This is a genomic window from Thermodesulfobacteriota bacterium (assembly GCA_035559815.1).
Classification (GTDB): domain Bacteria; phylum Desulfobacterota_D; class UBA1144; order Nemesobacterales; family CSP1-2; genus DATMAT01.
This window is the reverse complement of record DATMAT010000037.1, coordinates 34,499-57,554: the sequence shown is the minus strand read 5'-3', so window position 1 is coordinate 57,554 and position 23,056 is coordinate 34,499. Positions and strand designations below refer to the sequence as shown.

The 23,056-nt window shown below is 45.9% G+C and carries 27 protein-coding genes, 1 tRNA gene and 1 rRNA gene; 17 read left to right on the top strand and 12 right to left on the bottom strand.

Going from position 1 to position 23,056, the window contains the following annotated elements; translation table 11 throughout:
• The first annotated feature begins 35 nt into the window (after nucleotides 1–35).
• The 12 genes from VNN20_10560 to VNN20_10505 all read left to right on the top strand — a co-directional run bounded on the left by VNN20_10560 (nucleotide 36) and on the right by VNN20_10505 (nucleotide 7,919).
• Entirely contained in the window at nucleotides 36–644 is a 609-nt protein-coding gene (locus tag VNN20_10560; GenBank protein ID HWP92621.1) for a PAS domain-containing protein, read from the top strand.
• Nucleotides 645–831: 187 nt separating this feature from the next.
• Nucleotides 832–1,179, top strand: coding sequence for a MerR family transcriptional regulator (locus VNN20_10555; GenBank protein ID HWP92620.1), 348 nt, complete (start codon nucleotides 832–834; stop codon nucleotides 1,177–1,179).
• A gap of 43 nt (nucleotides 1,180–1,222) precedes the next feature.
• Nucleotides 1,223–1,298: transfer RNA gene (locus VNN20_10550), tRNA-Pro, on the top strand.
• Between the two features lie 211 nt (nucleotides 1,299–1,509).
• Nucleotides 1,510–2,247, top strand: a complete 738-nt coding sequence (gene surE / locus VNN20_10545; protein HWP92619.1) for a 5'/3'-nucleotidase SurE — start codon at nucleotides 1,510–1,512, stop codon at nucleotides 2,245–2,247.
• A 10-nt stretch (nucleotides 2,248–2,257) separates the two neighbouring features.
• On the top strand, nucleotides 2,258–2,842 hold the full coding sequence (locus tag VNN20_10540) for a VTT domain-containing protein (protein HWP92618.1): 585 nt from the start codon (nucleotides 2,258–2,260) through the stop codon (nucleotides 2,840–2,842).
• Nucleotides 2,843–2,973: 131 nt separating this feature from the next.
• Complete coding sequence (locus VNN20_10535; GenBank protein HWP92617.1) at nucleotides 2,974–3,486, top strand: GNAT family protein; 513 nt, start codon at nucleotides 2,974–2,976, stop codon at nucleotides 3,484–3,486.
• 555 nt (nucleotides 3,487–4,041) lie between these two features.
• On the top strand, nucleotides 4,042–4,503 hold the full coding sequence (locus VNN20_10530; GenBank protein HWP92616.1) for a TIGR00725 family protein: 462 nt from the start codon (nucleotides 4,042–4,044) through the stop codon (nucleotides 4,501–4,503).
• A 112-nt stretch (nucleotides 4,504–4,615) separates the two neighbouring features.
• Complete coding sequence (locus VNN20_10525) at nucleotides 4,616–5,137, top strand: LysM peptidoglycan-binding domain-containing M23 family metallopeptidase (GenBank protein ID HWP92615.1); 522 nt, start codon at nucleotides 4,616–4,618, stop codon at nucleotides 5,135–5,137.
• Nucleotides 5,138–5,149: 12 nt separating this feature from the next.
• The gene (locus tag VNN20_10520; protein ID HWP92614.1) at nucleotides 5,150–5,671 is read left to right on the top strand and encodes an adenine phosphoribosyltransferase; all 522 of its coding nucleotides are present in this window, start codon (nucleotides 5,150–5,152) and stop codon (nucleotides 5,669–5,671) included.
• A gap of 142 nt (nucleotides 5,672–5,813) precedes the next feature.
• Nucleotides 5,814–6,917 (top strand): 3-dehydroquinate synthase, encoded by a 1,104-nt coding sequence (gene aroB / locus VNN20_10515; protein HWP92613.1) that lies wholly within the window; start codon nucleotides 5,814–5,816, stop codon nucleotides 6,915–6,917.
• Between the two features lie 90 nt (nucleotides 6,918–7,007).
• Nucleotides 7,008–7,640: a tRNA (guanosine(46)-N7)-methyltransferase TrmB gene (gene trmB, locus VNN20_10510; GenBank protein HWP92612.1), complete on the top strand. Its 633-nt coding sequence runs from the start codon at nucleotides 7,008–7,010 to the stop codon at nucleotides 7,638–7,640.
• A 6-nt stretch (nucleotides 7,641–7,646) separates the two neighbouring features.
• Complete coding sequence (locus VNN20_10505; protein HWP92611.1) at nucleotides 7,647–7,919, top strand: hypothetical protein; 273 nt, start codon at nucleotides 7,647–7,649, stop codon at nucleotides 7,917–7,919.
• A 62-nt stretch (nucleotides 7,920–7,981) separates the two neighbouring features.
• On the opposite strand, the gene VNN20_10500 is transcribed toward VNN20_10505, so the two are convergent.
• Nucleotides 7,982–8,512, bottom strand: a complete 531-nt coding sequence (locus tag VNN20_10500) for a hypothetical protein (protein ID HWP92610.1) — start codon at nucleotides 8,510–8,512, stop codon at nucleotides 7,982–7,984.
• A gap of 180 nt (nucleotides 8,513–8,692) precedes the next feature.
• Between VNN20_10500 and aroF the strand changes: the two genes are divergently transcribed.
• A complete protein-coding gene (gene aroF, locus VNN20_10495; protein ID HWP92609.1) occupies nucleotides 8,693–9,712 on the top strand; it encodes a 3-deoxy-7-phosphoheptulonate synthase in 1,020 nt (339 codons plus the stop codon).
• Between the two features lie 116 nt (nucleotides 9,713–9,828).
• Here the strand turns inward: aroF and VNN20_10490 are convergent, their stop codons facing one another.
• The 3 genes from VNN20_10490 to rrf form a co-directional block, all read right to left on the bottom strand.
• Nucleotides 9,829–10,065: a DUF2007 domain-containing protein gene (locus VNN20_10490; protein HWP92608.1), complete on the bottom strand. Its 237-nt coding sequence runs from the start codon at nucleotides 10,063–10,065 to the stop codon at nucleotides 9,829–9,831.
• Nucleotides 10,066–10,189: 124 nt separating this feature from the next.
• Nucleotides 10,190–10,795 (bottom strand): phosphoribosylglycinamide formyltransferase, encoded by a 606-nt coding sequence (gene purN, locus VNN20_10485; GenBank protein HWP92607.1) that lies wholly within the window; start codon nucleotides 10,793–10,795, stop codon nucleotides 10,190–10,192.
• 290 nt (nucleotides 10,796–11,085) lie between these two features.
• Nucleotides 11,086–11,202: ribosomal RNA gene (rrf, locus tag VNN20_10480) — 5S ribosomal RNA — on the bottom strand.
• A 91-nt stretch (nucleotides 11,203–11,293) separates the two neighbouring features.
• On the opposite strand from rrf, the gene VNN20_10475 reads away from it, so the two are divergent.
• On the top strand, nucleotides 11,294–12,160 hold the full coding sequence (locus VNN20_10475) for a tyrosine-type recombinase/integrase (protein ID HWP92606.1): 867 nt from the start codon (nucleotides 11,294–11,296) through the stop codon (nucleotides 12,158–12,160).
• 18 nt (nucleotides 12,161–12,178) lie between these two features.
• Here the strand turns inward: VNN20_10475 and rpoD are convergent, their stop codons facing one another.
• From rpoD to VNN20_10435, 8 genes are all read right to left on the bottom strand, one after another.
• Nucleotides 12,179–13,744: an RNA polymerase sigma factor RpoD gene (gene rpoD / locus VNN20_10470; protein HWP92605.1), complete on the bottom strand. Its 1,566-nt coding sequence runs from the start codon at nucleotides 13,742–13,744 to the stop codon at nucleotides 12,179–12,181.
• Complete coding sequence (gene dnaG, locus VNN20_10465; GenBank protein ID HWP92604.1) at nucleotides 13,744–15,498, bottom strand: DNA primase; 1,755 nt, start codon at nucleotides 15,496–15,498, stop codon at nucleotides 13,744–13,746. The genes rpoD and dnaG overlap by 1 nt, the downstream gene beginning before the upstream one ends.
• Before the next feature lie 132 nt (nucleotides 15,499–15,630).
• Nucleotides 15,631–15,822 carry a 30S ribosomal protein S21 gene (gene rpsU / locus VNN20_10460; GenBank protein HWP92603.1) on the bottom strand — a complete coding sequence of 64 codons (192 nt, stop codon included), beginning with the start codon at nucleotides 15,820–15,822 and terminating at the stop codon, nucleotides 15,631–15,633.
• A gap of 92 nt (nucleotides 15,823–15,914) precedes the next feature.
• On the bottom strand, nucleotides 15,915–16,097 hold the full coding sequence (locus VNN20_10455; protein HWP92602.1) for a hypothetical protein: 183 nt from the start codon (nucleotides 16,095–16,097) through the stop codon (nucleotides 15,915–15,917).
• A 143-nt stretch (nucleotides 16,098–16,240) separates the two neighbouring features.
• Nucleotides 16,241–17,536, bottom strand: coding sequence for a divergent polysaccharide deacetylase family protein (locus tag VNN20_10450; protein HWP92601.1), 1,296 nt, complete (start codon nucleotides 17,534–17,536; stop codon nucleotides 16,241–16,243).
• A 16-nt stretch (nucleotides 17,537–17,552) separates the two neighbouring features.
• Nucleotides 17,553–18,701 carry a S41 family peptidase gene (locus VNN20_10445; GenBank protein ID HWP92600.1) on the bottom strand — a complete coding sequence of 383 codons (1,149 nt, stop codon included), beginning with the start codon at nucleotides 18,699–18,701 and terminating at the stop codon, nucleotides 17,553–17,555.
• A 97-nt stretch (nucleotides 18,702–18,798) separates the two neighbouring features.
• Nucleotides 18,799–19,803, bottom strand: a complete 1,005-nt coding sequence (locus tag VNN20_10440; GenBank protein ID HWP92599.1) for a transketolase family protein — start codon at nucleotides 19,801–19,803, stop codon at nucleotides 18,799–18,801.
• 1 nt (nucleotide 19,804) lies between these two features.
• Entirely contained in the window at nucleotides 19,805–20,641 is an 837-nt protein-coding gene (locus tag VNN20_10435) for a transketolase (GenBank protein ID HWP92598.1), read from the bottom strand.
• Nucleotides 20,642–20,823: 182 nt separating this feature from the next.
• On the opposite strand from VNN20_10435, the gene VNN20_10430 reads away from it, so the two are divergent.
• From VNN20_10430 to VNN20_10420, 3 genes are all read left to right on the top strand, one after another.
• Nucleotides 20,824–21,063 carry a hypothetical protein gene (locus VNN20_10430; GenBank protein ID HWP92597.1) on the top strand — a complete coding sequence of 80 codons (240 nt, stop codon included), beginning with the start codon at nucleotides 20,824–20,826 and terminating at the stop codon, nucleotides 21,061–21,063.
• Between the two features lie 62 nt (nucleotides 21,064–21,125).
• Entirely contained in the window at nucleotides 21,126–21,875 is a 750-nt protein-coding gene (locus VNN20_10425) for an isoprenyl transferase (protein HWP92596.1), read from the top strand.
• Nucleotides 21,872–23,029, top strand: a complete 1,158-nt coding sequence (locus VNN20_10420) for a 1-deoxy-D-xylulose-5-phosphate reductoisomerase (GenBank protein HWP92595.1) — start codon at nucleotides 21,872–21,874, stop codon at nucleotides 23,027–23,029. Before VNN20_10425 ends, VNN20_10420 begins: the two co-directional genes overlap by 4 nt.
• Nucleotides 23,030–23,056 lie beyond the last annotated feature (27 nt).

The window sequence follows — 23,056 nt, the reverse complement described above, 5'->3', positions numbered from 1 at the left end:
TATTCAATAATAAAAGTGCATTATGGAGGACTCCGATGCTGGATTTTGTGAAGAAACTACTAAATCCTGACGACATACCTAACTTTATCAGCGCTGCAGAAGAGACCGAGCTAAGAAATAAAGAACTGGAAAGGCTTGTAGAAGAGAGCAGCCGGGCCCAGAGCAGGCTTCGAAGAGCTTACCGTGAACTAGAGAATAAAGTTGAGGAGCTATCCAAAGAGCTGGCATTGTGTAGAGAGTTTCTTAAGCATGAGATCAGCGAGCACAAGTGGGACGAACAGTTGATGCTCGAGGCGAGAGCATATGCAGATATCTTAGCTGATATGATGAGGGACCCTCTGGTTGTGCTCGACTCGGATATGAGAGTGGTGACTGCTAATACCCATTTCTGTCAGGCTTTTCATCTTTCTAAGGAGGAAGTGGAAAACCAACTATTTTTTGATTTGAATTATGGCTATTGGAATATTGCAGGTTTACGAGAATTTTTAGACGAGGTGCTTGAAGGAGGAGCCGAATCACGACCGATCCAGGTCAAAAAGGAGTTTCCGGAAGGCGGGCATAAATTAATGCGCATGGAAGCGCGGAGAGTCCATCGCAAAGAGAATAACACCAACACCGTGCTCCTGGTCGTCCAATCTGATTAGATATCCATATAACCGTAGAAAGGGATAAAGCCATTTTGCCTTTAAAAATTACACCGTTATACTTACAATGAATATTGCAACAGGTAACTCTAAATCTCACATCGAGTAGCATTCCTTGTTTTGAGGTCGAGAAGATTTTAGTTGTCCGTGCTTGACTTTTTAAAAGATTTATTCTAGGGTGTATCGCATGCTCGACGAAAGAGCAGAAGAACTTAAGCTTCCCGACAAAATATACTTCAGAATTGGTGAAGTAAGCGATTTTACGGGCGTAAAGCCTTACGTCTTAAGATACTGGGAAAGTGAATTTCAAGAAATTGCTCCCATAAGAAGAAAATCCCAGAGGTTATATGACCGGGAAACAATCCATACCATCATGAAGATAAAACACATGCTTTATGAGCAGAACTTTACCATATCCGGGGCCAAGAAAAAACTCAGAGAAGAGATGAACAAGAAGCGTGTGAGCACGAAAGTGAATGAATTATTGCATGAAATCTTGGATGAGTTAAAATCTATCAGTGTTAATATCAAATAACAAACTGATATTTTCCTTCTCCCCCTAAATACCATTGATAAAACGGGGTGTGGCGCAGTTGGTAGCGCACCGGCATGGGGGGCCGGGGGTCACCGGTTCAAGTCCGGTCACCCCGACCATTTATGGTTCAGCATATCGTGTTACCAATAAGTTTATATTAATGAGCATAGGTCAAAAACAAATTCAAAACTTCAGGCCAGACATATTAAACAAATTCCCGATTCAAGATATCCAATTTCAGAAATCCGGTATTTCAACAAGCGGGCTTCTTTGTGATTTGGGTTTGAGTCGTTGTAATTTGCCTATTTGTGGCTGAACAATAATATGCCGATTAGAATTCTTATATCGAACGATGACGGAATAAACTCTGCTGGGCTTAACGCGCTTTGTGAAGCCCTGAGAATTATAGGGGAAATTATTGTAGTTGCTCCGGATCGAGACCAGAGTGCGGTAAGTCATTCCTTGAGCCTTTATCGTCCTTTGAGAATAGAGGAGATTGCGGATAGCGTTTATAGCGTCGATGGCACTCCCACCGACTGTGTAAATCTGGCTATAAACGGACTTTTGAAGAATAGAAGGCCAGACTTAATGGTATCTGGAATAAATAAAGGGGAAAATTTGGGGGACGATATTACCTACTCAGGGACGGTGAGCGCAGCAATGGAAGGAACGTTGCTGGGGATACCCTCAGTGGCGATTTCTTTAGCCACCAAAAATGACTTTCACTTCGAAACTGCCTCCCATTATGCTCTAATGATTTCGAAATACGTCCTAAGAAGGGGACTCCCGGAAGGTACACTGCTTAACGTGAACATTCCTAATCTTCCCCAGGACCGGGTTAGGGGGGTTAAAGTAACCAGGCAGGGTAAACGAGTTTATGGAGAGCCTATAGTGGAGAATATAGACCCAAGGGGGAGAAAATACTACTGGATTGGCGGGAACGAGCTCGGGTCTTTAGAGATTGAAAACTCTGATATAGTAGCGGTTAGGCAGGGATATGTATCTGTAACACCGATAAAACTTGACCTTACGGACTACGACTTCCTCGAGAAACTAAAGCTGGATTAACATACTCGGCATGCTCAGAAAATTATACAATTGGGTTCTACACTGGGCTGAAACCAGATACGCTATCCCGGCACTAATCCTGGTTGCATTTGCGGAGTCCTCCTTCTTTCCGATTCCTCCGGACCCGCTTCTTATGGCGCTTTGCTTGGGAATTCCAAGACGATCTTTGATGTACGCTGCGGTATGTTCGATGGCTTCGGTGGTGGGAGGGCTATTTGGGTATTATATCGGTTGGGGGATCTGGGAAATAGTAGATGATTTTTTTCTCACTTACGTATTCAGTTCCGATGCTTTTCTTTATGTTAGCCGGAAGTACGAACAGAACGCATTTCTGGCCATACTCGGGGCGGCTTTTACGCCTATTCCCTATAAGGTATTCACGGTTGCGGCCGGAGTTTTTAAAATAGATATTTTTGTATTCATACTGGCCTCAGCCATCGGCCGGTCAGCCCGGTTTTTTATCGAGGGAGGTCTTATCTATTTCTTCGGCGCCGGCATAAAAACCTTCATAGATAAATATTTCAACATACTTGTTACCCTATTTTTTATCCTTCTTGTGCTTGGCTTTTTGGTGGTAAAGTACTGGATGAAGTGAGCACTTCTTGCATAAGATTGGTAAGATTTTTGGTTTTGAGTCGCATCGGCATAACATAAAATATGTTTCTAATGTCTATAAATGACCAGACAAGGTTTTTGTCCTGAGGCGAGCTGGAAAGGAATGCCATAATGGTAATTAGTATAGGCCAATGGCGCATAAGAAGTTGGGATGTTGGTGACGTAGAGGCTATAGTTAAATATGCAAATAATCGAAACGTCTGGGTCAATCTTCGAGATTCATTCCCGCATCCTTACACCATAACTAACGCCCTAGAATGGGTTTTTAATGCCAAGGATCAGAAACCGGAAACACGGTTTGCTATAGCATCCATAGATGAAGCTATCGGAGGCATAGGTATTGCCCCTCAGACCGATGTCTACAGTAGGTCTGCCGAGATTGGTTATTGGCTGGGAGAACCTTTCTGGGGGAAGGGAATAGCGACGATGGCAGTTAAAGCAATGACCGAATACACTTTTGATCACTTCAATGTGGTGAGAATCTATGCTAAGGTGTTTGAATGGAATCAAGCCTCGGCAAGGGTACTGGAGAAGGCCGGTTTTAAATTCGAGGGCTGCCTCAGAAAATCAGTTACCAAGGTAGGCCAAACCATCGACGAGCTGGTGTACGCTATCATAAAATGATAGGTTATTCTGAATGGATGGTCACCCGGCCAGCCGAGTTTCGATAAGTCCTATAAGTCATACTGGTACTTATTTGCTGCAGGCAAAATACCATGATCCTCTGATTGATTTCTAATTATTAAACCTGATACAAAGATTTATGTTCTGGATGGGACATAAGGTAATATGGGAGTGCCAGAATCCATACTTTTTCAAGTTGAAAGAATGTGAAGAAAAACAAATGAAGAAATTATTTAAAACTATAGCCGTTGTTCTTGTACTAACCTCTGCTCTTATTTTCCCGGGCTGAGACCAGGGCGTAGACTTTCTTCCCCTAGGGAGGCTTCTGACGCGCAGCCGCATCAAGCTCCACTTTTACCGGATTTTATCCGGCCTTTATCTTAGCTATAAGCTTTGCCCCTTAGAAATCTAAAGCAATTCCAGATTTCCCAGAAGAAAGTTGAATCTATTCTTCCTACACTGGGACTATTTGCCACTTTTGTGAATTGAAAAACAAGGGTAAACTAGACCCTTGTAATCAACACCCGATCGGTCAGTCATCGAATTGAATCCCAAATGTACACTATAATCGGTGTTATAGGGGCAAATCAGGCTTCTGATAAGGATTATAAAACGGCGGAAGAGGTGGGCAGGGAGGTTGCAAAAAGAAAGGGTGTGGTTATATGCGGAGGACTCGGGGGGATAATGGAAGCCGTTTGCCATGGGGCTAAATCTGAGGGAGGGCTGACTATAGGAATCATTCCCGGTTTTAGTAAATCCGAGGCAAATCCTTATGTCGATATACCCGTGGTTACTGGAATGAGTCATGCACGAAACATCATAGTAGTCCGCTCCAGTGATGCTATAATTGCAATAGGCGGAAGCTATGGAACCCTGTCTGAAATTGCCTTTGCCTTGAAGTTAGAGATTCCAATTATCGGAATTGACACATGGGAGGTGTCGCCTGAAATCAAAAAAGTCACAACTCCCAAGGAAGCTGTGGATATGGCCTTTGCTCTTGCTCGTTCTCGCATTTAGTCATGCTTGTGCCAGGCGTCCGGCGACTGTTCCTAAATCAGCGGCTCCCAAGGGCCTAGAAAACTGTATTAGAAATAACCGTTCTTTTGTATTAAAAGAGAAATATCATGTTGTGCGGAGTGGTGAGACGCTTTATCGTCTATCCAAGAACTATGGTGTTAGCCTGGAAGAAATAGCCAAGGTAAACAGCATCAACGATATTACCCAAATCTCTGTCGGACAAATGATAATTATTCCCGGCCAAAAAGCTTCCGGTTCGATAACCTGGCCAGTCTATGGGAAGGTTTCTTCCGGGTTCGGAAGAAGGGGGTTCAGTCGCTTTCACTCCGGAATAGATATTCCTGCCCCCACCGGCACTCCGATCAGAGCGGTGGCAGATGGGTTGGTTGTCTTGAGCGGTAAAAGCCTTGACGGATACTCGAGGTACGGGAAAATTGTAATCGTCGAGCATGGGGACGGGGTCAGGACCGTTTATGCCCATAACCAGAAAAATCACGTGAAAGCAGGACATTGCGTGAAGGCGGGGGACGTAATTGCAGAGGTGGGTTCGAGCGGAAACGCCAGCGGACCGCATGTGCATTTCGAGATAAGAAAGGAAGGAAGACCGGTAAATCCACTAAAGTATTTACCATGAGGAGAATACAGCATGAAGGAGCTTAAGCAGTATATCCGGGACATACCAGATTTCCCAAAGGAAGGGATAATATTTCATGACATAACCCCCCTTCTTCAAGACCCGAAAGCGTTTCGGCGGGCCATAGATAAGATGGCTGAAATTATAGCGGCAAGCGGAGCGGAGTATCTGGTAGGTGTCGAGGCCAGGGGCTTTATATTCGCTTCGGCACTATCGTACAAACTGGGTACAGGCCTTGTAATTGTAAGGAAACTGGGGAAACTACCATATGAAACAATAAACGTTTCGTATGATTTGGAATACGGAAAAGACGTGCTCGAAGTTCACCGGGACGCTATTTCCGGTGGGAGCAAAGTGGTTTTGGTTGATGACCTGCTGGCGACCGGCGGTACCGCAGCCGCAGTGGGAAACCTGGTGAGAAAGATGGGCGGAGAAATAGTTGGTTATTTGTTTCTGGTGGAGCTTACCGAGCTTAAAGGAAGGAATAAATTAAAACCTTATCCGGTGTGGTCTTTGCTCGAATTTCCGATATGAGAATTTAGCCGGCCTCTGGCCACGGAGAGCAGGAAGGGGTTTTAAAAATGATTTTTGCTTTTCTCATTTTCCCTGGGATGCAAGATATTCAAAACCCTGGCTTGCCCATAGGTAAATAGTTTCCAAGGGCAGTATTAAAAAGATGGAAAAAGTAAAAGTGAACCTGAAAAAGGTCGAAGACAAGTCCTATGAGATAATAATTGGTGAAGGGATACTGGGACAAATTCCATCAGACCTGAAGATGGAAGAGCTGGCTCACTCCTACGCCATTATAACTGACTCGCGGGTTGCCTCTCTGTACGGAGAGGAACTGCTGAAACAGTTTAGACGCGCCGAACTAGTTACCCACCTCATTCCATTCCCGACGGGCGAAGAACACAAAAACAGAGAGACTAAGGCTACGCTCGAAGACGGGATGCTAAAGCTAAAGATGGGCCGAGATTCGGCGATAATCGCGCTCGGCGGGGGAGTGGTAGGGGATGTAGCCGGTTTTGTCGCAGCCACTTACAACCGGGGAATTCCATATATTCAAGCCCCGACCACCCTGGTTGCCTGTGTTGACAGCTCTGTCGGCGGCAAGACTGGTGTTGATACTAGTTTTGGAAAAAACCTGGTCGGTGCTTTTCACCAGCCATTCCGAGTTTATATAGATATCCGAACTCTAAGAACGCTACCGGAAACGGAGCTAAGAGAGGGGCTGGCGGAGACGATAAAATACGGTGTGATCAGGGATGTAAAACTCTTTGAATTCCTCGAGGATAGTATCGAGGGTGTGTTCTCTTTTGATACCGAAGTCCTTATCCACATTATAAAAAGAGGCTGCCAAATAAAAGGCGAGATCGTGGAGCTTGACGAGAGGGAATCGAACCTGAGAAAAATTCTAAATTTTGGGCATACAATTGGACATGCCATTGAAAACCTGTCTAATTACACAATTTCTCACGGCAAGGCCATATCGATGGGCATGGTAGCCGAGGGGAAGATAGCCATGGAGATGGGGTTATGGAGAAGAAATGAGCTCGACAGGCTGTCTCTTTTGCTAGCAAGGGTGGGCCTGCCTACGGAGATTCCTGATTCATTGGATATCAACCTAATTATAGATAGGATGAAACTGGATAAGAAGGCTAGAGGAGGCAAAATAGAGATGGTTCTTCCCGGCAAATTGGGTGAGATGGCAGCAGTAGATGGTAGCTATGGGATAAAGGTAGAAGAGGGATTAATATCGAGCATCCTTTCGCCATCCTGAATAAATCAGTTAAGTCCTATACGATTTTGAGCTCAATCAATAGTCAAAATATAGCCAGCGTTTGTAGCTTTAGTATAAATCGAGAACCTAATGGCTATGCATACTTCGTCACCCATCCTGGATGTGACAGAATATTATCTCCCCCTTGATTTATCCGAGGTTTTTGGTTCTCCAAAAGAACTAGCCTTGGAGGTCGGCTTTGGGGATGGAGGTTTTATAACGGAGATGGCCCGGAGAAAAGAAGACTGGAATTTCATAGGAATAGAAATAAAAAGAAAGAGGCTTATAAAAGCGGCGAAAAGAGCGGAGAGAGAGAATCTACAGAATGTGAAACTTTTGCTCATGGATGCAAAAATAGCTTTAGAGGAAATATTTACTCCGCTTGCATTCAGCACGGTATACATAAATTTCCCCGACCCATGGCCAAAGGACCGGCATAAAAAGCACCGGATTATAAATCCCGGTTTTTTAGAAGTCTTATCAAGGGTATTGAAGAACGAGGCACTGGTTGAAATAGCCAGCGACCATCAGGAATACATTTCTCATATCATAGAAACCTTCGAGAAAACGAAGTTGTTCAGGAATGAATTTCCCCTACCGGGGTATCGGAGCGCGATGCCCAATCGGCCGATGACCAAGTACGAGATTGAATTCAAAGCAGAAGGCAGAGAGATCTACTATTTGAGGTTTATGAAAATTGGGAAAAACCTTCAGAGGAGGTAAGAAAAGATGAGGCTCTCCGTGTTAGTATCTCTATTACTGGCTAATGGGTTGATTCTTCTTAATGGATGTGCAGGTGGGACCCACGGAGCCGGATACTGGTTTCACTTTATTTTCATAATGATTCCGTTATTGGTAATAGGGTACCTCCTTCTCAAGAAAACCGATGCTTTGAATGATTCTCTTAACACTATCGAAGAACAGATGAAAAAGATGACCAATAGATTGGACAATCTGGAAGAAAGAATAAAGAGGCTTAAGAATACTAAAAAGGAGGAATAGACGACTAAATATAATGCCCTCAGAATCTGTTTATACTAGGGTAGTCGTACAGAGTCAGTCCGTTAGTCTTGCGATTCTTTTATTACTTGGTCCTGATACTTGAGCGGGACTGACCCTAAATCATTGGTCACGTGTACGACTCCGTTCTCGTCTTTCCAGGTGTAGAGGCCGCCTTTTCTAGCCGGTGAGGTGTAACCAATTGATTGTAGCTCAGACGCGGTCTCGGATTCGGTAAAACCTGTTTCCGTTTGTTCCTCAGTTGCACCTGTCTCTTCTTCTAGGCTCTTTCGTTCCCTAGGTTTATTAACTTCAATGTTGCTTTTTCGTTTTGTATCCGTACCGAGCGTACTGGTGTCTTCCCTGTTTCCTAAGCCGGAGGTCCCGCCCAGGGTAGAATATCCAAAGGGGTCTAGGTCTTCCCGAGGATAAACTATGCCTGCGTTGTCGATTATCGGGTAATTAGGCGCCGATTGAGGGATCTCGGTTCCCTGAGAAGGCTCTGTTTCACCGGTTGTTTGCCCAAAGGCCGATCTCAGCGAGGAAAAAGAGATAACTATCGTAAATATAATAACAAATAAGCCTATTCTCCTCATTTTCTCCTCCTTCTTACTTTATGAAATTATTAATAAATATACATCTATCGTCTCAAATACTCAAACGCCTGAATCGCCCGGACCAGCCGGCTTATCCCAGTTGACAATAAAACGGCTTCTATGTATTATCCACCTTTGCCCGACAAACGCTAAAGCTATAATCGACGAGGGATAACAACAATGATTGTAGTGATGAAGAGTGATGCAAGCCAGGAGCAAATTGACAAGGTGCTGTCCACCATAAAGGATTTTGGATATAAACCCCATATCATTCAAGGTGTCCTGAGAACGGTGATAGGGGTGGTGGGGGACGAGCGGGGAAAACCGCATCATCTTGAATCAATCAGCATACTGGAGGGGGTGGAAAAGGTTGTCCCGATTTTACAGCCTTATAAACTGGCAAGCCGTGAGTTTAAACCGCAAAACACGGTGGTAAAGGTCGGGAATGTAGAGATAGGGAGTAATAAGATAGCTATTATAGCCGGGCCTTGCTCTGTGGAAGACGAAGGCCAGATTATCGAGACCGCCGTTGCGGTAAAGAAGGCCGGAGCAGACATTTTAAGAGGGGGAGCTTATAAACCTAGAACTTCTCCCTATACCTTCCAGGGGCTTGGTGAAGATGGATTAAAGCTTTTAGCCAAGGCCAGACAGGTGACCCAACTACCTATAGTGACGGAGATTCTGGATACCGAGGATTTGGAGCTGGTAGCGGAATACTCGGACATGCTTCAAATCGGTGCCCGTAATGCCCAAAACTACGCCCTCTTGAGGCGGGTGGGGCGATGCAATAAGCCTGTACTTCTTAAGAGGGGCATGTCCACGACCATAAATGAGTTCCTCATGGCGGCTGAATATATTCTTTCGGAGGGCAACCACAACGTTGTTTTATGCGAGAGGGGAATTAGAACCTTTGAAACCGCAACCAGGAACACATTTGACCTGAATGCCGTCCCGGTGCTCAAGGAGAAGACCCATCTTCCCATCGTAGCTGACCCCAGCCACGGCACGGGATATTGGCAGTATGTCACTCCTATGTCCCTTGCGGCCATTGCGGCCGGGGCAGATGGTCTAATAATAGAAGTTCATTATAAGCCGGAAATTGCCGTAAGCGACGGCGGACAGTCACTCAAGCCTTCTAAGTTTGCCGATCTCATGGAAAAGGCTAAGCCGGTGGCTAAAGCAGTAGGAAGGGAACTCTAACCTTCCTATCCGTTTTAACAGGAAAACCCTAATCCGCTAATAAAATCTTTCTAAGTAGGGGGGCATGCTGCAGTGTGTTCCTACTTGTATGTTTGACTCTATGTGTAGCAAATTTATTAGTCTTCCCTGAAGTATAGACTCAGAAGTTCCTTGGCTTTTTCCACATCCTCGATATAAACCATAACTTTTATCGGAGAGACTAGGGAAGGATAAATGCGGGCAAGGGAATAGTTCTCGAGGTAGCATACTATTCCATTGTCTTCTAAAACTTCTTTAATTAGACCGGCAATGGCTAGGTCTTGAGTCCTCCGAACTTCGATAAACAGTCTTTTATTCTCTGTTGGAAAGTTCATCTTGAGTCTTTTAATTTCTGCTCAAAAGTAATCCCACTGCCATGGGCAATCTTTTTTCCGGAAACAGGAGGCACATGGCCAGATTCTATGCACATATCTTGAATGGAAGAAACGATGCCGGGAGCTAATCTCTTATAAATACCCTTCTTCCCTCGACCCTTAACTTGCCTTCGGCAAAAAGCCTTATTGCCTCGGGATATATCCGGTGTTCCTCTAGATGTATTCTGTCGAGAAGACTTTCTTCCGTGTCTGTATCATGAATAGGAACTACCGCTTGTAATATGATCGGACCGGTATCCACCCCCTCATCCACGAAATGCACCGTACATCCGGTGAATTTCACCCCGTAATCAAGTGCCTGCTTTGCTGCACGAGTGCCAGGAAATGACGGCAATAGGGCCGGGTGGAGGTTCATTATTCTGTTTTTGTAAGCCCTTACGAAAAGCGGAGAGAGTATCCTCATAAAACCGGCTAAGGCAACGAGGTCTATCCTGTACGGCTCAAGCCTTTTAATGAGTTCTTTCTCGAATTCTTCCCTAGAGGAAAATTGTCTGTGATCCACCACTTCCGTCGGGATCTTGTGTTTTTTTGCCCTCTCCAGGGCATAAGCGCCGGGGTTATTGCTTAATACTACAGCAATTTCTATAGATTCGATTCGGGCATCGATGATAGCCTGGAGGTTTGTTCCGCTCCCGGATACGAAAACGGCTAGTCGAGTTTTTTTATCCATATTATTTTAATTCCTGAGGACAATAGGATAACAGCAGTATTTAGATTATAATGGATATTTATCAACAGATAAACAAATATCAATGGTCAAGCTCCAAATAGCAAAGTGGCCGACGAATTTCAATTATCGGATAGAAAACATCTTCAATTTAGTATTTAGAAATTGGATACTGTTTGAGATTTGCAATTTAGAATTTGTGATTCTAAAGCCGATATTGCTTAGTATCTGAGAGGTATCTTATAGCAAGCAAGGATAGTTAAGTATGGTATGTCCAGAAATAAAAAGATGAATCAGGGCAGCTACCTACTTTCCCACCCCCGTACGGGAGTAGTATCATGGGCCTTGAAGAGCTTAACTTCCGGGTTCGGAATGGGACCGGGTGTTTCCTCTTCAGCAAAGCCACCCAGATTCGGAAAAACAAGATAACCGATTAAACGGAGATGTCAAGGTCATTAAGGCAGTTGAAATCCGAAATTAATGATGCTTTAATGTACTTGCATGGAAGAGCTTATAAATAGCTTTGTGCAGGCACTTGATAGAAGAGAAACCACGAAGGAGACTTATTTGAAGGCCCTCCGTGAATTTGCCAAGTGGCTCGGAGGCAATAGTCCTCTAGGGCTTACTTCGCATGATATTCAGCGTTATAGGGATTATTTAGTCTCAAAAAACCTCTCCTCTACTTCCCTTTCCACATATCTTACGTCGGTGAGAAGGTTTTATGATTATTTAATATCGATTGACTTGGTTACCGAAAATCCGGCAAAGAGAATCAGAGGAAGCGGTAGGCCTCAAAGACACCTGAGAGAGCCGTTGACAAAAGATGAGGTGGAAAACCTGCTTTCGGCGATTGATATATCATCACCGGTCGGGCTTAGGGACTGGGCGATGATAAACCTCATGGTTCGGTGCGGCTTGAGTGAGATAGAAATCGTAAGGGCAAATGTGGTTGATATAAAGGTGAAGGGCGGAAAACAGGTTATCTTCGTTCAGGGTAAAAGTAAGGATAAGAAGGATGAATACGTAATTCTGACCCCGCCGGCACAGGAGGCGCTGGAGAAATACCTTGAATCGAGGGGGAAAGTTAGCGAAGACGAACCGCTCTTCTGGGGAGTGGGAAACCGGGCAAAAGGTGGAAGGATAACCACGCGAGCGATCAGGGAACGGGTGAATCATCATCTCAAGCTGGCCGGGATAAAGAGGAAAGGAATAACGCCATACAGCTTGAGACATACGGCGGCGCTCCTAGCTATAGAAGGCGGAGCCGCGGTTACAGAGGTTAAGCAGATGCTCCGTCATAAGACTATAGATTCCACCCTAGTTTATTTCGAGGAATCGGAAGAATTGAGGAAGAGAGAGAAGCTCTAGAAATCTTCAAGTTCTTATCTACACAAAACTCTTTATGGGATATCCTCGGCCAGCGCGCTTGAGTTTTTTAATGGCCTTTACTTCAATTTGTCTAATCCTCTCCCTGGTTACCTGAAACTCCTGGCCCACCTCTTCGAGCGTATGCTCTTTCTCGCCGTCGATTCCGAAGCGAAGCTTGACTACGCTTTTCTCCCTGGTGTTGAGTACGGAAGAGAGAGCCTGTCTGATAATCTGTTTTAGCTCCTTCATCTCCAGGACCTGAAGCGGCGAAGTAGTGTTTATATCCTCGATAAAATCTATGAGCTTGCTGTCTTCTTCATCCCCTATGGGGGTTTCAAGCGATATGGGGTCCTTGGCGATCCGGAGAATCCGGCTAACTTTGTCGATGGGCATATCTACCCTTTTTGCTATCTCTTCCGGGAAGGGCTCGCGCCCTAGCTCTTGCACTAAAAGTCGGGATATTCTGATCAACCTGTTTATCGTCTCGGTCATGTGGACAGGAATTCTGATTATTCTGGACTGGTCGGCCAGGGACCTAGTTATGGCCTGTCTTATCCACCAGGTAGCGTAGGTGGAGAATTTATATCCCCGGTCGTATTCGAACTTGTCCACTGCGCGCATAAGCCCCATGTTTCCCTCCTGAATCAAATCCAGGAAGGGGAGGCCCCGGTTGATATACCTTCTGGCTATGCTCACGACCAGCCGGAGGTTGGATTCAATCAGTCTCTTTCTTGCCCGGTAGGTACTTTCTTCTCCACGTTCGATTCTATCCAGGGTTCTTCCGAGTTTGATTATGCTTTCCCCACTCTTAGCTGCGATTTTACGGGATTTCTTTTTGGTTGTGCTTTTGACCGGCCTTTTGGCTTCTCTATTATCTAGGTGTGCTTCTTCCGAGCACTTTATGGAGTTTCTGGCCACGGAAAGAATTTTGTCCATCTGATTTTTGCTCAGGTTTATTTGCTCCAGGCAAGATATTATCTTTTCATTATTCTTTCTTATTCTCTGTCTTAGAGGTTTTCTGAGGTTTTTGGGCGTTTGAGCCAGGTTTTTTCTCACTCTTTTGTTGTCTTTATGGAGCTTTTTTATTTCACGTATGGATCGCTTTATTCCCAGGAGTATTTCTTCCTCTCCCATGCCGTCCGATTCATCTTCGAGGGTACTGGTTATATCCCTTACGCTCAAGGCCCCTTTTTTTAATTTCTCGCCAAGGTTTATTACTTCCCTGAGCAACAAGGAGGAACTGAGTATGGCTCGAGCTACAGTTTTCTTTCCTCTCTCTATTTCCTTGGCTATTTCTATTTCTTCCTCCCTGGTAAGGAGAGAGTGCCCGGCTATTTCATGTAGATAAGACCTGATCAAATCATATTCACTGAGGCTCTGCCCGTTCGAGGCAAAATCGCTGTTGGCCGGCAGGGTGTCCTCCGCTTTGTCGTTTTGTTCATAAACATCTTCCTCATAAATTGCTCCTTCCGAGAAATCATCTTCGGCTTCTCCATCCTCGAAGGAATCGGTAAAGATCTGGTCTGACCGGTTATCTTCTACCTCGCTCTCCATTTGGTAATCGCTTTTTCTCTTGATTTTCATCAATCTCTCCCTCTTATGTTTTTCTCCTTCTGAATAAGGTCCCGGTATTCCTTGATTAGCTTTTCCTCCAGGAGGTTATTTTTCTCCGCTATCGCCCGGTCAATCTTAATTCTCACCACCCTTAAATTCTCCTCTACTCTTTTTAATTTTAATTTTCGAATACAATCTTTCAGTAACTTCCAAGCGGTAGCTTCATCCGGCACGTCGTCCGAGAGAAAAACAACCTCGGATATGGCCTCCTGGACGGAACTGTCGTTGAATTTGAATAGGAGAGATGATAGATCATCGAAACCATTCAAGATAATATGCTCTAAAACGGCTTTTATCTCATTCTCCGGAAAGATGTCGATCAGGTCATCCTCACGGATGTAATCAACAAGCTTGGGAAATTTGAGAAGTGTTTTGAGGACGAGTCTTTGGTCATTGTTAACGGGCTTTTTGGCGTTAATCCTGCCTTCTAGCTTATCCCCGAATTTAAGTAAGGATAAGAGTTCATCTTCTCTTACCCCAAAACTTTCCCCGGTCTTCTTTATATAATAACTCCTCTCGATTGTATCTTTCATCTTTGAAAGAACATCGGCTATCTCTTTAACGGCCGCACTCCTGCTTGTTTTTTGTTCCTCGAAACTTCTCATATATCTCTCTATCATGAAATCCAGTATAGGTGCGGCGCTGTGTAGTAATTTTTGAAACTCATCCTGACGGCCCTCGAAAATGAAAGATGCCGGGTCATGCCCTTCGGGCAAAATAACCATGAGCGGCTTCAGGCCTTCGGGAAGAAAGACGTCGAGTACCCGGAGTGCCGCTTTTTTGCCAGCCTCGTCTCCGTCAAAAACAACAATCACCTTGTCCGTATAGCGTCTGAGAATTATGGCATGCTCTCGGGTTAAAGAGGTGCCCAATGTGGCGACAGCATTTCTTATCCCGGCACGAAAAAGGGAGAGAAAATCCATGTAGCCTTCTACCACGACGGCATGCTTTTCTCTTCTTATATAATCTCTAGACCGGTCGAGTCCGTACAATATGCTTTTTTTATGATAGATTTCTGACTCTGGAGAGTTCATATATTTAGGCTCTTCCCCGCTGACTGTTCTTCCACCAAAGCCGACCACTTTGCCGTCTACATCCTTTATCGGGAAAATTATTCTCCCCCTGAACCGGTCGTAGCAGCCGTCTTTGTTTTGTCTCTTGATAACCAGGCCGATTTCCTCGGCCATACTGAGCGGGATGTTCTTTGCAGCCAATATTCTGGTCAGGGTATCCCAACTGCTCGGGGCATATCCGAGATTGAATTCCTTCACCGTCTCCAGGGATATTCCTCTTGCAGATAAGTAGTTCAAAGCCTCTTTGCCCTCTTGGCTTTCCAGCAGGGCTTTGTGATAAAACTTGCAGATTAAGCTGTTGATGCGGAATAAGGCGTCGGCTCTGGATTTTTCTCGTGCCGGCGACCGGTACTGTCTCTCCAACGGGACATCCGCGCGCTCGGCCAGTTCGGCTATCGCTTCTGGAAAACTAATATTGTTGTACCGCATCATAAACCCGAAGATGTCTCCTCCCGCGCCACAAGAAAAACAATGGAATAAGCCCTTTTCCTCGCTGACGTGGAGCGATGGATTTTTATCGTCATGGAACGGACAGATTCCCACAAAGTTTTTCCCTGACCTCTTAAGAGATAAATAAGCCTCTATCAGGCTAACGATACTCACCCTTCTCTTTATCTCTTTAATAACAGACTCATAGGACAAATTTTTCATACAAAAATACTGATTTAATAAAAGACCTTGTAGTCGGCTTTAAAGAAAAATAGGATAGAAAAAAAATCTTTGGGAGAAACGGCTTCAAAATGTTGCCTCCCTTCCGGTCAAGAAATTAAGACAGCACCTGCTTCAGTCTCTTCTCACCCTCTTCACAAAACGTTTTTTTGCGGCGAAAAGCCTTTTCTTCTTTCTTTCGCTGGGTTTTTCGTAAAATTCTCTTTTTCTTACCTCAGATAGAACTCCACCCTTTTCTACCTGTTTTTTGAATCTCTTGAGCGCGCTGTCGATGCTCTCGTTATTTCCCACCACAATTCCCGGCATACAAATACCTCCTGGTCTCTGTAAAAGTTTATTTTACAACCTAAAATATTAAAGTGCTGTTGTCAAGTAGAAGCTTCCTTAATATGCTTTCATCATTTAAGAATTTCCTTTCTGGGGAATACCCCGACCATCTCCCGATTCCTCATAATCTCCTCTTCCATTTTCTCTTCACTTATATCCCCCGATTCCTCTTCATCCTCCTCATCCTGACGGTGTTCCTCGAACCTGACCATCCAAGAGTCCTTCTTTTTTCTTATGTCATCGATTAGACCCATAATAAACCTCCCTGGCCTGTCTCAATACTTCATATTTAATTTAACCTCGTCAACACTGCTCTCACTGTTCGGCTTGGCCAGCACGCGAATTATAATTAAACACTCCTAGCGATTTGCCGGCGCCGGTTAGTTCTACTTTCACTCTAATTTACCACAGCCGACGACAGCACTATGTCCGCCTCTTTCCTTATCTCTGGGATCATTTCCGATAGCACCGATATCGTATTAGGATAGGGGTGGCAGATTCCAATAGCAACACCCTTCTCCTTGGAGACGTTTACCAGCTTCTCTATTTGCGACCTGATATAATTCTGGCTACCAGCACTGTTGTCGAGAAAGAGGTCCCTCTTTGCGGTTTTTATACCCATTTTCCTAGCCATATCAAAACCGGTCGTGTGCGGAGAAGTTCTGCTGTCGATGAAGAATAGTCCCTTCTTCTTTATGCTTTCCAGAACCAGCTCCATGAGTTCGCTGTTTTCTGTGAATTTAGACCCCATGTGGTTATTCACGCCCTTTATATACGGAATGGAGGATAGATTTTTTTCTAGATTAGTTAAAATCTCGTTCTTTGGCAATCCCACCAGGAGAGCCCCATCCCCGGCGTCCGCGGCCAGATATCCGGAGGATTCCTTAGGCTCCATGGGAAGATGGAGAATAACGTCCCATCCCTTTCTATGGGCAACCTGGGCAGCGTATTTGGAATAAGGTAGGTCGGGTAAAATGGCGAAGCTGATGGGTGCATTAAGTTCGCCCAGCTTGTCGATCGGCCCTTTGTGCAATCCTAAGTCGTCAACGATGATAACCACCTTCGGTTTTTCTTCTTGGAATGTTCGTGCTTCGGGCTTCTTTACGGTAAGTGTTTCTTTCTCTATCTTGGCCAATTCCTTTGGAGTAGAAGAAGCTTCTTTATCTTTAGCGGCTATTACTTCTCTTTTCTTCTGATGTTGCTGTTTAAATACAGCCGTGATTCTATGTGTTGGAATATCATCTATCTTTATCTCTGCTACCAGGAGAGACTTGCCAGTCTTCTTGAAACTGGGCTCAATATGAGGCCGCGATAGATGTTTTCTGAGCGCTTCTACCACCATTTTTTCCCCGATTCCCTGAGGAATGTCGATGTATATTTCAGCGAAGTTACCGCCGGCCTTACCGGAAGAAGACCTTTTCAACTTGACATCTTTTTTAGAAACCCCCAGGTTGAATAGAGCCTCGGCAATGTAGGCATCAACGTCTTCTATGGTCTTGGTTAAGCCCGAGGATGCCCTTTTCTCTTCTATTGTCCCCGAAATCTGATTTTTTATGTAGGAAAGACTGTATAGGCTTATGGCTACAAAGGCGATAAACCCGAGCGTAAATGTAACGACCCTACCGGCTCTCGCCTTCCGAAATTTTCCCTTATTTATACGCGTTCTTCTGTGAGCCCTTTGCTTTCTGCGCAAATAGTGAGTACTTCTCCTAACCTTTCGGGATGGTGTTTTCGGCCTTGGAAGTTCCAAGAAGCTCTAAGGCCCTCTCCAGTTGAAGGTCCTTGCTCTCGGTATTTTCCACGACTATATCCGGTATTACACCCACTTCATTTATGGACCTGCCGCTCGGGGCGTAGAATTTAGCGGTGGTAAGCTTAAGACCGGCTCCATTGTCAAGCCTGATTATGGTTTGGACAGAACCTTTCCCAAAGGTCTTTGTGCCCAGGATAGAGGCCCTTTTGCTGTCCTGAAGCGCCTCGGCGACTACCTCGGATGCGCTGGCGCTCCCTTTGTTTACTATCACAACCAGAGGATAGTCTTGAAATTTGCCTTTTTTGGTAGCGTAATAATCTGTGGACTGTGTCTCGGCCCTCCCCTTGACGCTGACGATTAGACCCTGGTCAATAAATTCATCCACCACTTCTACCGCCTGAGTGAGCAAGCCGCCGGGATTGTTTCTCAAATCGAGTACCACCCCCTTCAAGCGTCCACCGTTCTGTGACTCCAATTGGGTAAGAGAGTTTCTAAGCTCTTGGGATGTTTTCTCTTGGAATTGAGAAAGCCTTATGTACCCTATACCGTTATTCAGCAACTTGGATTTGACGCTTTCTACCCTGATTATTTCTCTCACCAATGTTATATCCCTCGGACTACTTTTCCCCTCGCTTTGTACGGTAATCTTAACCGAACTCCCCTTGGGACCGCGAAGAATCTTCACCGCCTCGTGGACTGCCATACCCCTGGTTGGTTTTCCGTCGATCGCTATTATTTGGTCCTTAGGCTTAATGCCGGCCTTTGCCGCCGGGGTATCCTCTATCGGAGTTATCACTGTAAGTACGTCGTTTTCGATGGTCACCTCCATTCCTACTCCCCCGAATTCGCCGGAGGTGCCAATTTCTATCTCGTTGTAACGCTCCGGGGTAAGGTAAACGGAGTAGGGGTCAAGCGTCTTTAGCATGCCTTCTATGGCTCCTACAGTGAGCTCCTCCGGGTCGACTTCTTCTACATAGTTTCTCTCGATTATGTCCAGTACCCTGGTGAAGTCAGATAAGCCCTTGTAAGTGGCCTCTTCGGCTAATGCCGACACCCCGGATGCAAACAAAAGTAGAGAAAATATTGGTACATAAAATCTTTTCATGCGAGCCTCCCCAAATTGGCTTTAACATAAGCATATAAAACATTTAGTTTTTTTTCGCAACGGGTTTAAAATGGGGTGCTGTTCTATTCTATCCCGGCTATAGAAGGCCCACGGATTTACTATTGGAATTGAACTCTAGAAGCTCATAAACAGCCTGAACGATGTTTTTGGCCTTAAGCCCGAAATACTCAAGGAGTTTAAGCCCATCACCAGATGTGCCGTATCTATCTCTGATCCCGATCCGTTTGATTGGAGTCGGGCACTCCTCCGAAAGCACCTCTGAAACCGCTCCCCCCAATCCCCCCACCACATTGTGGTCTTCTGCCGTAACCACCGCCCCGGTCATCCTGGCTAGCTCGACTATAGTTTGAACGTCTATGGGTTTTATGGTAGAGACGTTGGCCACGGAGGCTCCTATGCCCTCTTTCTCAAGCAGCTTTGCCGCATTAAGGGCTTCGCTGACCATGATACCGCTGGCAAAAATGGCTACGTGCTTCCCCTCCCGGAGAATAGGAGCCTTCCCAACCTCGAATTTGTAAGATTTCTTGAAAATCGTCGGGAACTTGGCCCTGGCTAGGCGGACGTACGTCGGGCCTTTTCGGTCTATTATTGTCCTAATTACTGCCTCAGTTTCCACAGCGTCCGCAGGAACTATCACCGTCATGTTGGGAAGGACGCGCATAAGGGCTATGTCTTCTAGCGCCTGATGGGTTGCGCCGTCTTCACCTACGGTGACCCCGGCGTGAGTGGCCACTATTTTTACGTTTAGGTTGGGGAAGGCAATAGATTGTCTTATGTGCTCCCAGGCCCGTCCGGTGGCAAATACTGCGAATGTACTGGCAAAAGGAATTTTGCCGTATAGGGCAAACCCGGCTGCCGTGGCCATCATGTCCTGCTCGGAGACGCCCATGGTGAAGAACCTATCCGGGAACTTTTTTCCGAATAAGTTGGTCTTGGTGGAGACGGTTAGGTCGCTATCCAGGACCACCAATTCCGGATAGATGCTACCCAGTTCTACGAGCGTTTTGCCGTAGGTTTCCCTTATGTATTCGTACTCGGTAACTTCCTCGACCAGTAGGTCGCTCAGTTTGGACCTGCTCATATCAAGCCGCCCCCCCTAATTCGGTCAGTGCAATTTTAAGCTCTTCGTCTGTAGGTGCAACGCCGTGGTACTTCCCCTGATTCTCGAATATGGATATACCCTTGCCCTTTATGGTATTGGCTATGATGACAAATGGTTTTCCTTTGGTTCGCCTTGCTTTCCTGAAGGCAGAAAGAAGGCTGGGGAAATCGTGTCCGTCAGGCAAGACCTCTACCCGCCAGCCAAAAGCGCGCCACTTGTCCGGTACAGGCTCTATGTCCTTGATCTCGGCCATAGCGCCGTCGTTCTGAAACCTGTTTCTGTCGACGATTGCACAGAGATTATCCAACTTTCTGTATGCGGAAGTGGTGATTGCCTCCCAGGTGGCTCCTTCTTGAAGCTCACCGTCGCTCAAGAGTGCATATACCCTAATGTCCCTTCCGTCAATCTTTGCTGCCAAAGCCATACCATTTGCCGCAGAAAGTCCGTGTCCTAGAGAGCCGGTTGTGGCCTCAATCCCGATGTCCAGGTTATACTCCGGATGTCCTTGCAGCCGGCTTTCCGGCTTTCTCAAGGTCATAAGCTCGTCGATAGGGAAATAACCGGCATGGGCCAATACGGAGTAGAGAGCGGGGACGCCGTGGCCTTTGGACAACACGAATCTGTCTCTATCTTCCCAGCGAGGGTTAGACGGGTCATGTCTTAACTCGGAGAAGTATAAAGCCACCAGAATCTCCACCGAAGAAAGGGACCCCCCGGTGTGTCCGGACTTGGCGTTATGAAGCGCTTTTAAAAGGTGTATGCGTACTCTTCTGGCGGTATCCTCAAGAACTTCGATATCGTTTGTTCTTTTGAACATCTATTTGTCGCTTTAGGGTGATTAAAATGAATCTTTTTGTAAAAGTAGTATAATATAATCTTACATACAGTGTTGTCAAACAGGCGGGCAGGGGCCGATATCGGATATTGATCTCGACATAATCTCTTTCCTTGAACTCCATTTCGGAATCTGCTAGTTTATTAGCCCAGGGAAAGGGACTCATGATGAGAAAAGCCATAGCGGGCATAGCTGAAAGATTTATAGGTAGCTACAAGGAGATAGCTCTTGAAATTTCCGGCCATTTTATTCTTTTTAGGATTCTACTTTTACCCGTTTTGATTTTTGTTTACGCTCTGACCTTCATCGTTATCCTGACTATGGTTCTTATCGTGATTCTGGTCGTGGTGCCTATTTCATTTGTTTCAAAGACGAATATCCTCGGCTTGTTTGGCCGGCGATAATGGAAGCGGTCGTGGGTTTAAGAACTTATCATAATATTTGTTGTCTTATTCCGGCGTAATCCATGAAAGGGAAGACAGAGTCTCTTATAGACAAGAAAAACATTCCGAAACACGTTGTGATAATAATGGATGGAAACGGAAGGTGGGCGGGAAGGAAGGGGCTTGATAGAATAAGCGGCCATAGGGAGGGGATGAAATCGGTCAAGTCCGTGGTGAAGGCGGCCAGGGAATTGGGGATCAAAGCAGTAACGCTCTACGCTTTTTCTGCACAGAATTGGAGAAGACCAAGGGACGAAGTCGATGCCCTAATGGAACTTCTAAAACAATACCTGGTCAAGGAAGGAGACACCCTGGTCGAGAAAGAGATAAGGCTTAACGCCATTGGCCGGCTATGGGAGCTTCCACCGGATGTCTACCAGGTGCTCACCGATACGATGGAAAAGACTAAAAACTGTAGTGGAATGACCCTTACCCTGGCGCTGAGCTATGGGGGTAGGGAGGAAATAGTGGATGCGGTCAAGAAGGTAATGCTTTCCGGAATCCCTTTATCCAATCTGAATGAAGAGAGTTTTTCTCAGTTCCTTTACACAATCGACCTCCCCGAGCCCGACCTTCTCATCCGGACTAGTGGAGAGATGAGGCTTTCCAATTTCCTTCTCTGGCAGCTTGCCTACACCGAGATTTACGTCACCAGGACTCTATGGCCTAATTTTAGGAAAAGGCACTTGGTAAAGGCAATTTTAAACTATCAGAACCGGGAGAGGAGATTTGGGCTTACCAGCGACCAAATAAAGAGAAGGAAAGTAAATTGAAAGGTATATCCATACTTGGCTCGACCGGGTCGATAGGGCGTCAAACCCTAGAGGTCATATCCTGGTTCCCGGAGCGATTTAGCGTAGCCGGGCTTTTGGCCGGAAGGAATCTAAATCTCCTGAGGGAGCAGGTCCTTAAATTCAAGCCACAGGTAGCCTCTGTAATGGATGAGAAGGATGCGGTTAAACTGGCCCGGGATTTGCCGCCCGGGTTTACCGAGGTCCTCTGGGGCCAGAATGGCGCAGAAACCGTGGCATCCCTTTCTCAAGCCGAATTGGTGGTTTCGGGAATGGTCGGGGCATCCGGTCTGATGCCGACTCTGTCTGCCATAAAGTCCGGTAAAAACGTCGCCCTTGCCAACAAGGAAGTCTTGGTCATGGCCGGGTGCATTTTGATGAGGGAGGCGGAAAAACAGGGGATTAAGATACTTCCTGTCGATAGCGAGCACAGCGCACTTTTTCAGGCGCTTAATTGCAGTAAAAAGGAATACGTGAGAAGGCTTATTTTGACGGCCTCCGGCGGGCCGTTCTTGAAAACACCGGAAGAGAAGCTGGACGATATCACTGCGGAGCTGGCTTTGAACCATCCCACCTGGAAGATGGGGAAGAAGATCACCATAGACTCGGCTACACTGATGAATAAGGGATTTGAGGTTATCGAGGCCAGTTGGCTATTCGGAATTCCGCCCGACATGGTGTCGGTATGGATTCATCCCCAGAGCATCGTGCATTCCATGGTGGAATATATCGACGGCTCTATCATCGCGCAGATGAGCCTTCCGGACATGAGAATTCCCATTGCCTATGCCTTGTCCTATCCGGAAAGGGTTCCTATAGGCGGGGACCAGTTAATTCGCCCAAACTTTGGGGAACTCACCTTTGAAGAGGCTGGCCCCGACCGGTTTCAAGCCCTATGTTTAGCCTATGGGGCGGCGGAGGAAGGCGGCACCATGCCTGCGGTAATGAGCGCTGCCAATGAAATTGCAGTTGAAGCGTTTCTCGGAGGCAGGTTAAAATTTATGGAGATACTTAAGGTGGTAAAGCGGACTATGGAAAGCCATAGAAAATTGCCGGGAGAGACGGTCGAGGAGATTCTGGAAAGCGACGGGTGGGCAAGAAAGACCGCTCAATCGATAATAAATCGGGTTAATTAATAAACTACTGATCGAAAGAGCTTAGAA

What these genes read in the sequence shown, in the direction of transcription:
- VNN20_10520 (HWP92614.1), top strand. Translation starts at nt 5,150, where the DNA reads ATGAAGGAGCTTAAGCAGTATATCCGGGACATACCAGATTTCCCAAAG.
- VNN20_10445 (HWP92600.1), bottom strand. Translation starts at nt 18,701, where the DNA reads ATGAAAAGATTTTATGTACCAATATTTTCTCTACTTTTGTTTGCATCC.
- aroF (HWP92609.1), top strand. Translation starts at nt 8,693, where the DNA reads ATGATTGTAGTGATGAAGAGTGATGCAAGCCAGGAGCAAATTGACAAG.
- aroB (HWP92613.1), top strand. Translation starts at nt 5,814, where the DNA reads ATGGAAAAAGTAAAAGTGAACCTGAAAAAGGTCGAAGACAAGTCCTAT.
- VNN20_10425 (HWP92596.1), top strand. Translation starts at nt 21,126, where the DNA reads ATGAAAGGGAAGACAGAGTCTCTTATAGACAAGAAAAACATTCCGAAA.
- VNN20_10540 (HWP92618.1), top strand. Translation starts at nt 2,258, where the DNA reads ATGCTCAGAAAATTATACAATTGGGTTCTACACTGGGCTGAAACCAGA.
- VNN20_10490 (HWP92608.1), bottom strand. Translation starts at nt 10,065, where the DNA reads ATGAACTTTCCAACAGAGAATAAAAGACTGTTTATCGAAGTTCGGAGG.
- VNN20_10435 (HWP92598.1), bottom strand. Translation starts at nt 20,641, where the DNA reads ATGTTCAAAAGAACAAACGATATCGAAGTTCTTGAGGATACCGCCAGA.
- VNN20_10455 (HWP92602.1), bottom strand. Translation starts at nt 16,097, where the DNA reads ATGGGTCTAATCGATGACATAAGAAAAAAGAAGGACTCTTGGATGGTC.
- rpoD (HWP92605.1), bottom strand. Translation starts at nt 13,744, where the DNA reads ATGAAAATCAAGAGAAAAAGCGATTACCAAATGGAGAGCGAGGTAGAA.
- trmB (HWP92612.1), top strand. Translation starts at nt 7,008, where the DNA reads ATGGCTATGCATACTTCGTCACCCATCCTGGATGTGACAGAATATTAT.
- VNN20_10505 (HWP92611.1), top strand. Translation starts at nt 7,647, where the DNA reads ATGAGGCTCTCCGTGTTAGTATCTCTATTACTGGCTAATGGGTTGATT.
- VNN20_10555 (HWP92620.1), top strand. Translation starts at nt 832, where the DNA reads ATGCTCGACGAAAGAGCAGAAGAACTTAAGCTTCCCGACAAAATATAC.
- VNN20_10500 (HWP92610.1), bottom strand. Translation starts at nt 8,512, where the DNA reads ATGAGGAGAATAGGCTTATTTGTTATTATATTTACGATAGTTATCTCT.
- rpsU (HWP92603.1), bottom strand. Translation starts at nt 15,822, where the DNA reads ATGCCGGGAATTGTGGTGGGAAATAACGAGAGCATCGACAGCGCGCTC.
- VNN20_10440 (HWP92599.1), bottom strand. Translation starts at nt 19,803, where the DNA reads ATGAGCAGGTCCAAACTGAGCGACCTACTGGTCGAGGAAGTTACCGAG.
- VNN20_10530 (HWP92616.1), top strand. Translation starts at nt 4,042, where the DNA reads ATGTACACTATAATCGGTGTTATAGGGGCAAATCAGGCTTCTGATAAG.
- VNN20_10475 (HWP92606.1), top strand. Translation starts at nt 11,294, where the DNA reads ATGGAAGAGCTTATAAATAGCTTTGTGCAGGCACTTGATAGAAGAGAA.
- dnaG (HWP92604.1), bottom strand. Translation starts at nt 15,498, where the DNA reads ATGAAAAATTTGTCCTATGAGTCTGTTATTAAAGAGATAAAGAGAAGG.
- VNN20_10535 (HWP92617.1), top strand. Translation starts at nt 2,974, where the DNA reads ATGGTAATTAGTATAGGCCAATGGCGCATAAGAAGTTGGGATGTTGGT.
- VNN20_10560 (HWP92621.1), top strand. Translation starts at nt 36, where the DNA reads ATGCTGGATTTTGTGAAGAAACTACTAAATCCTGACGACATACCTAAC.
- purN (HWP92607.1), bottom strand. Translation starts at nt 10,795, where the DNA reads ATGGATAAAAAAACTCGACTAGCCGTTTTCGTATCCGGGAGCGGAACA.
- VNN20_10430 (HWP92597.1), top strand. Translation starts at nt 20,824, where the DNA reads ATGATGAGAAAAGCCATAGCGGGCATAGCTGAAAGATTTATAGGTAGC.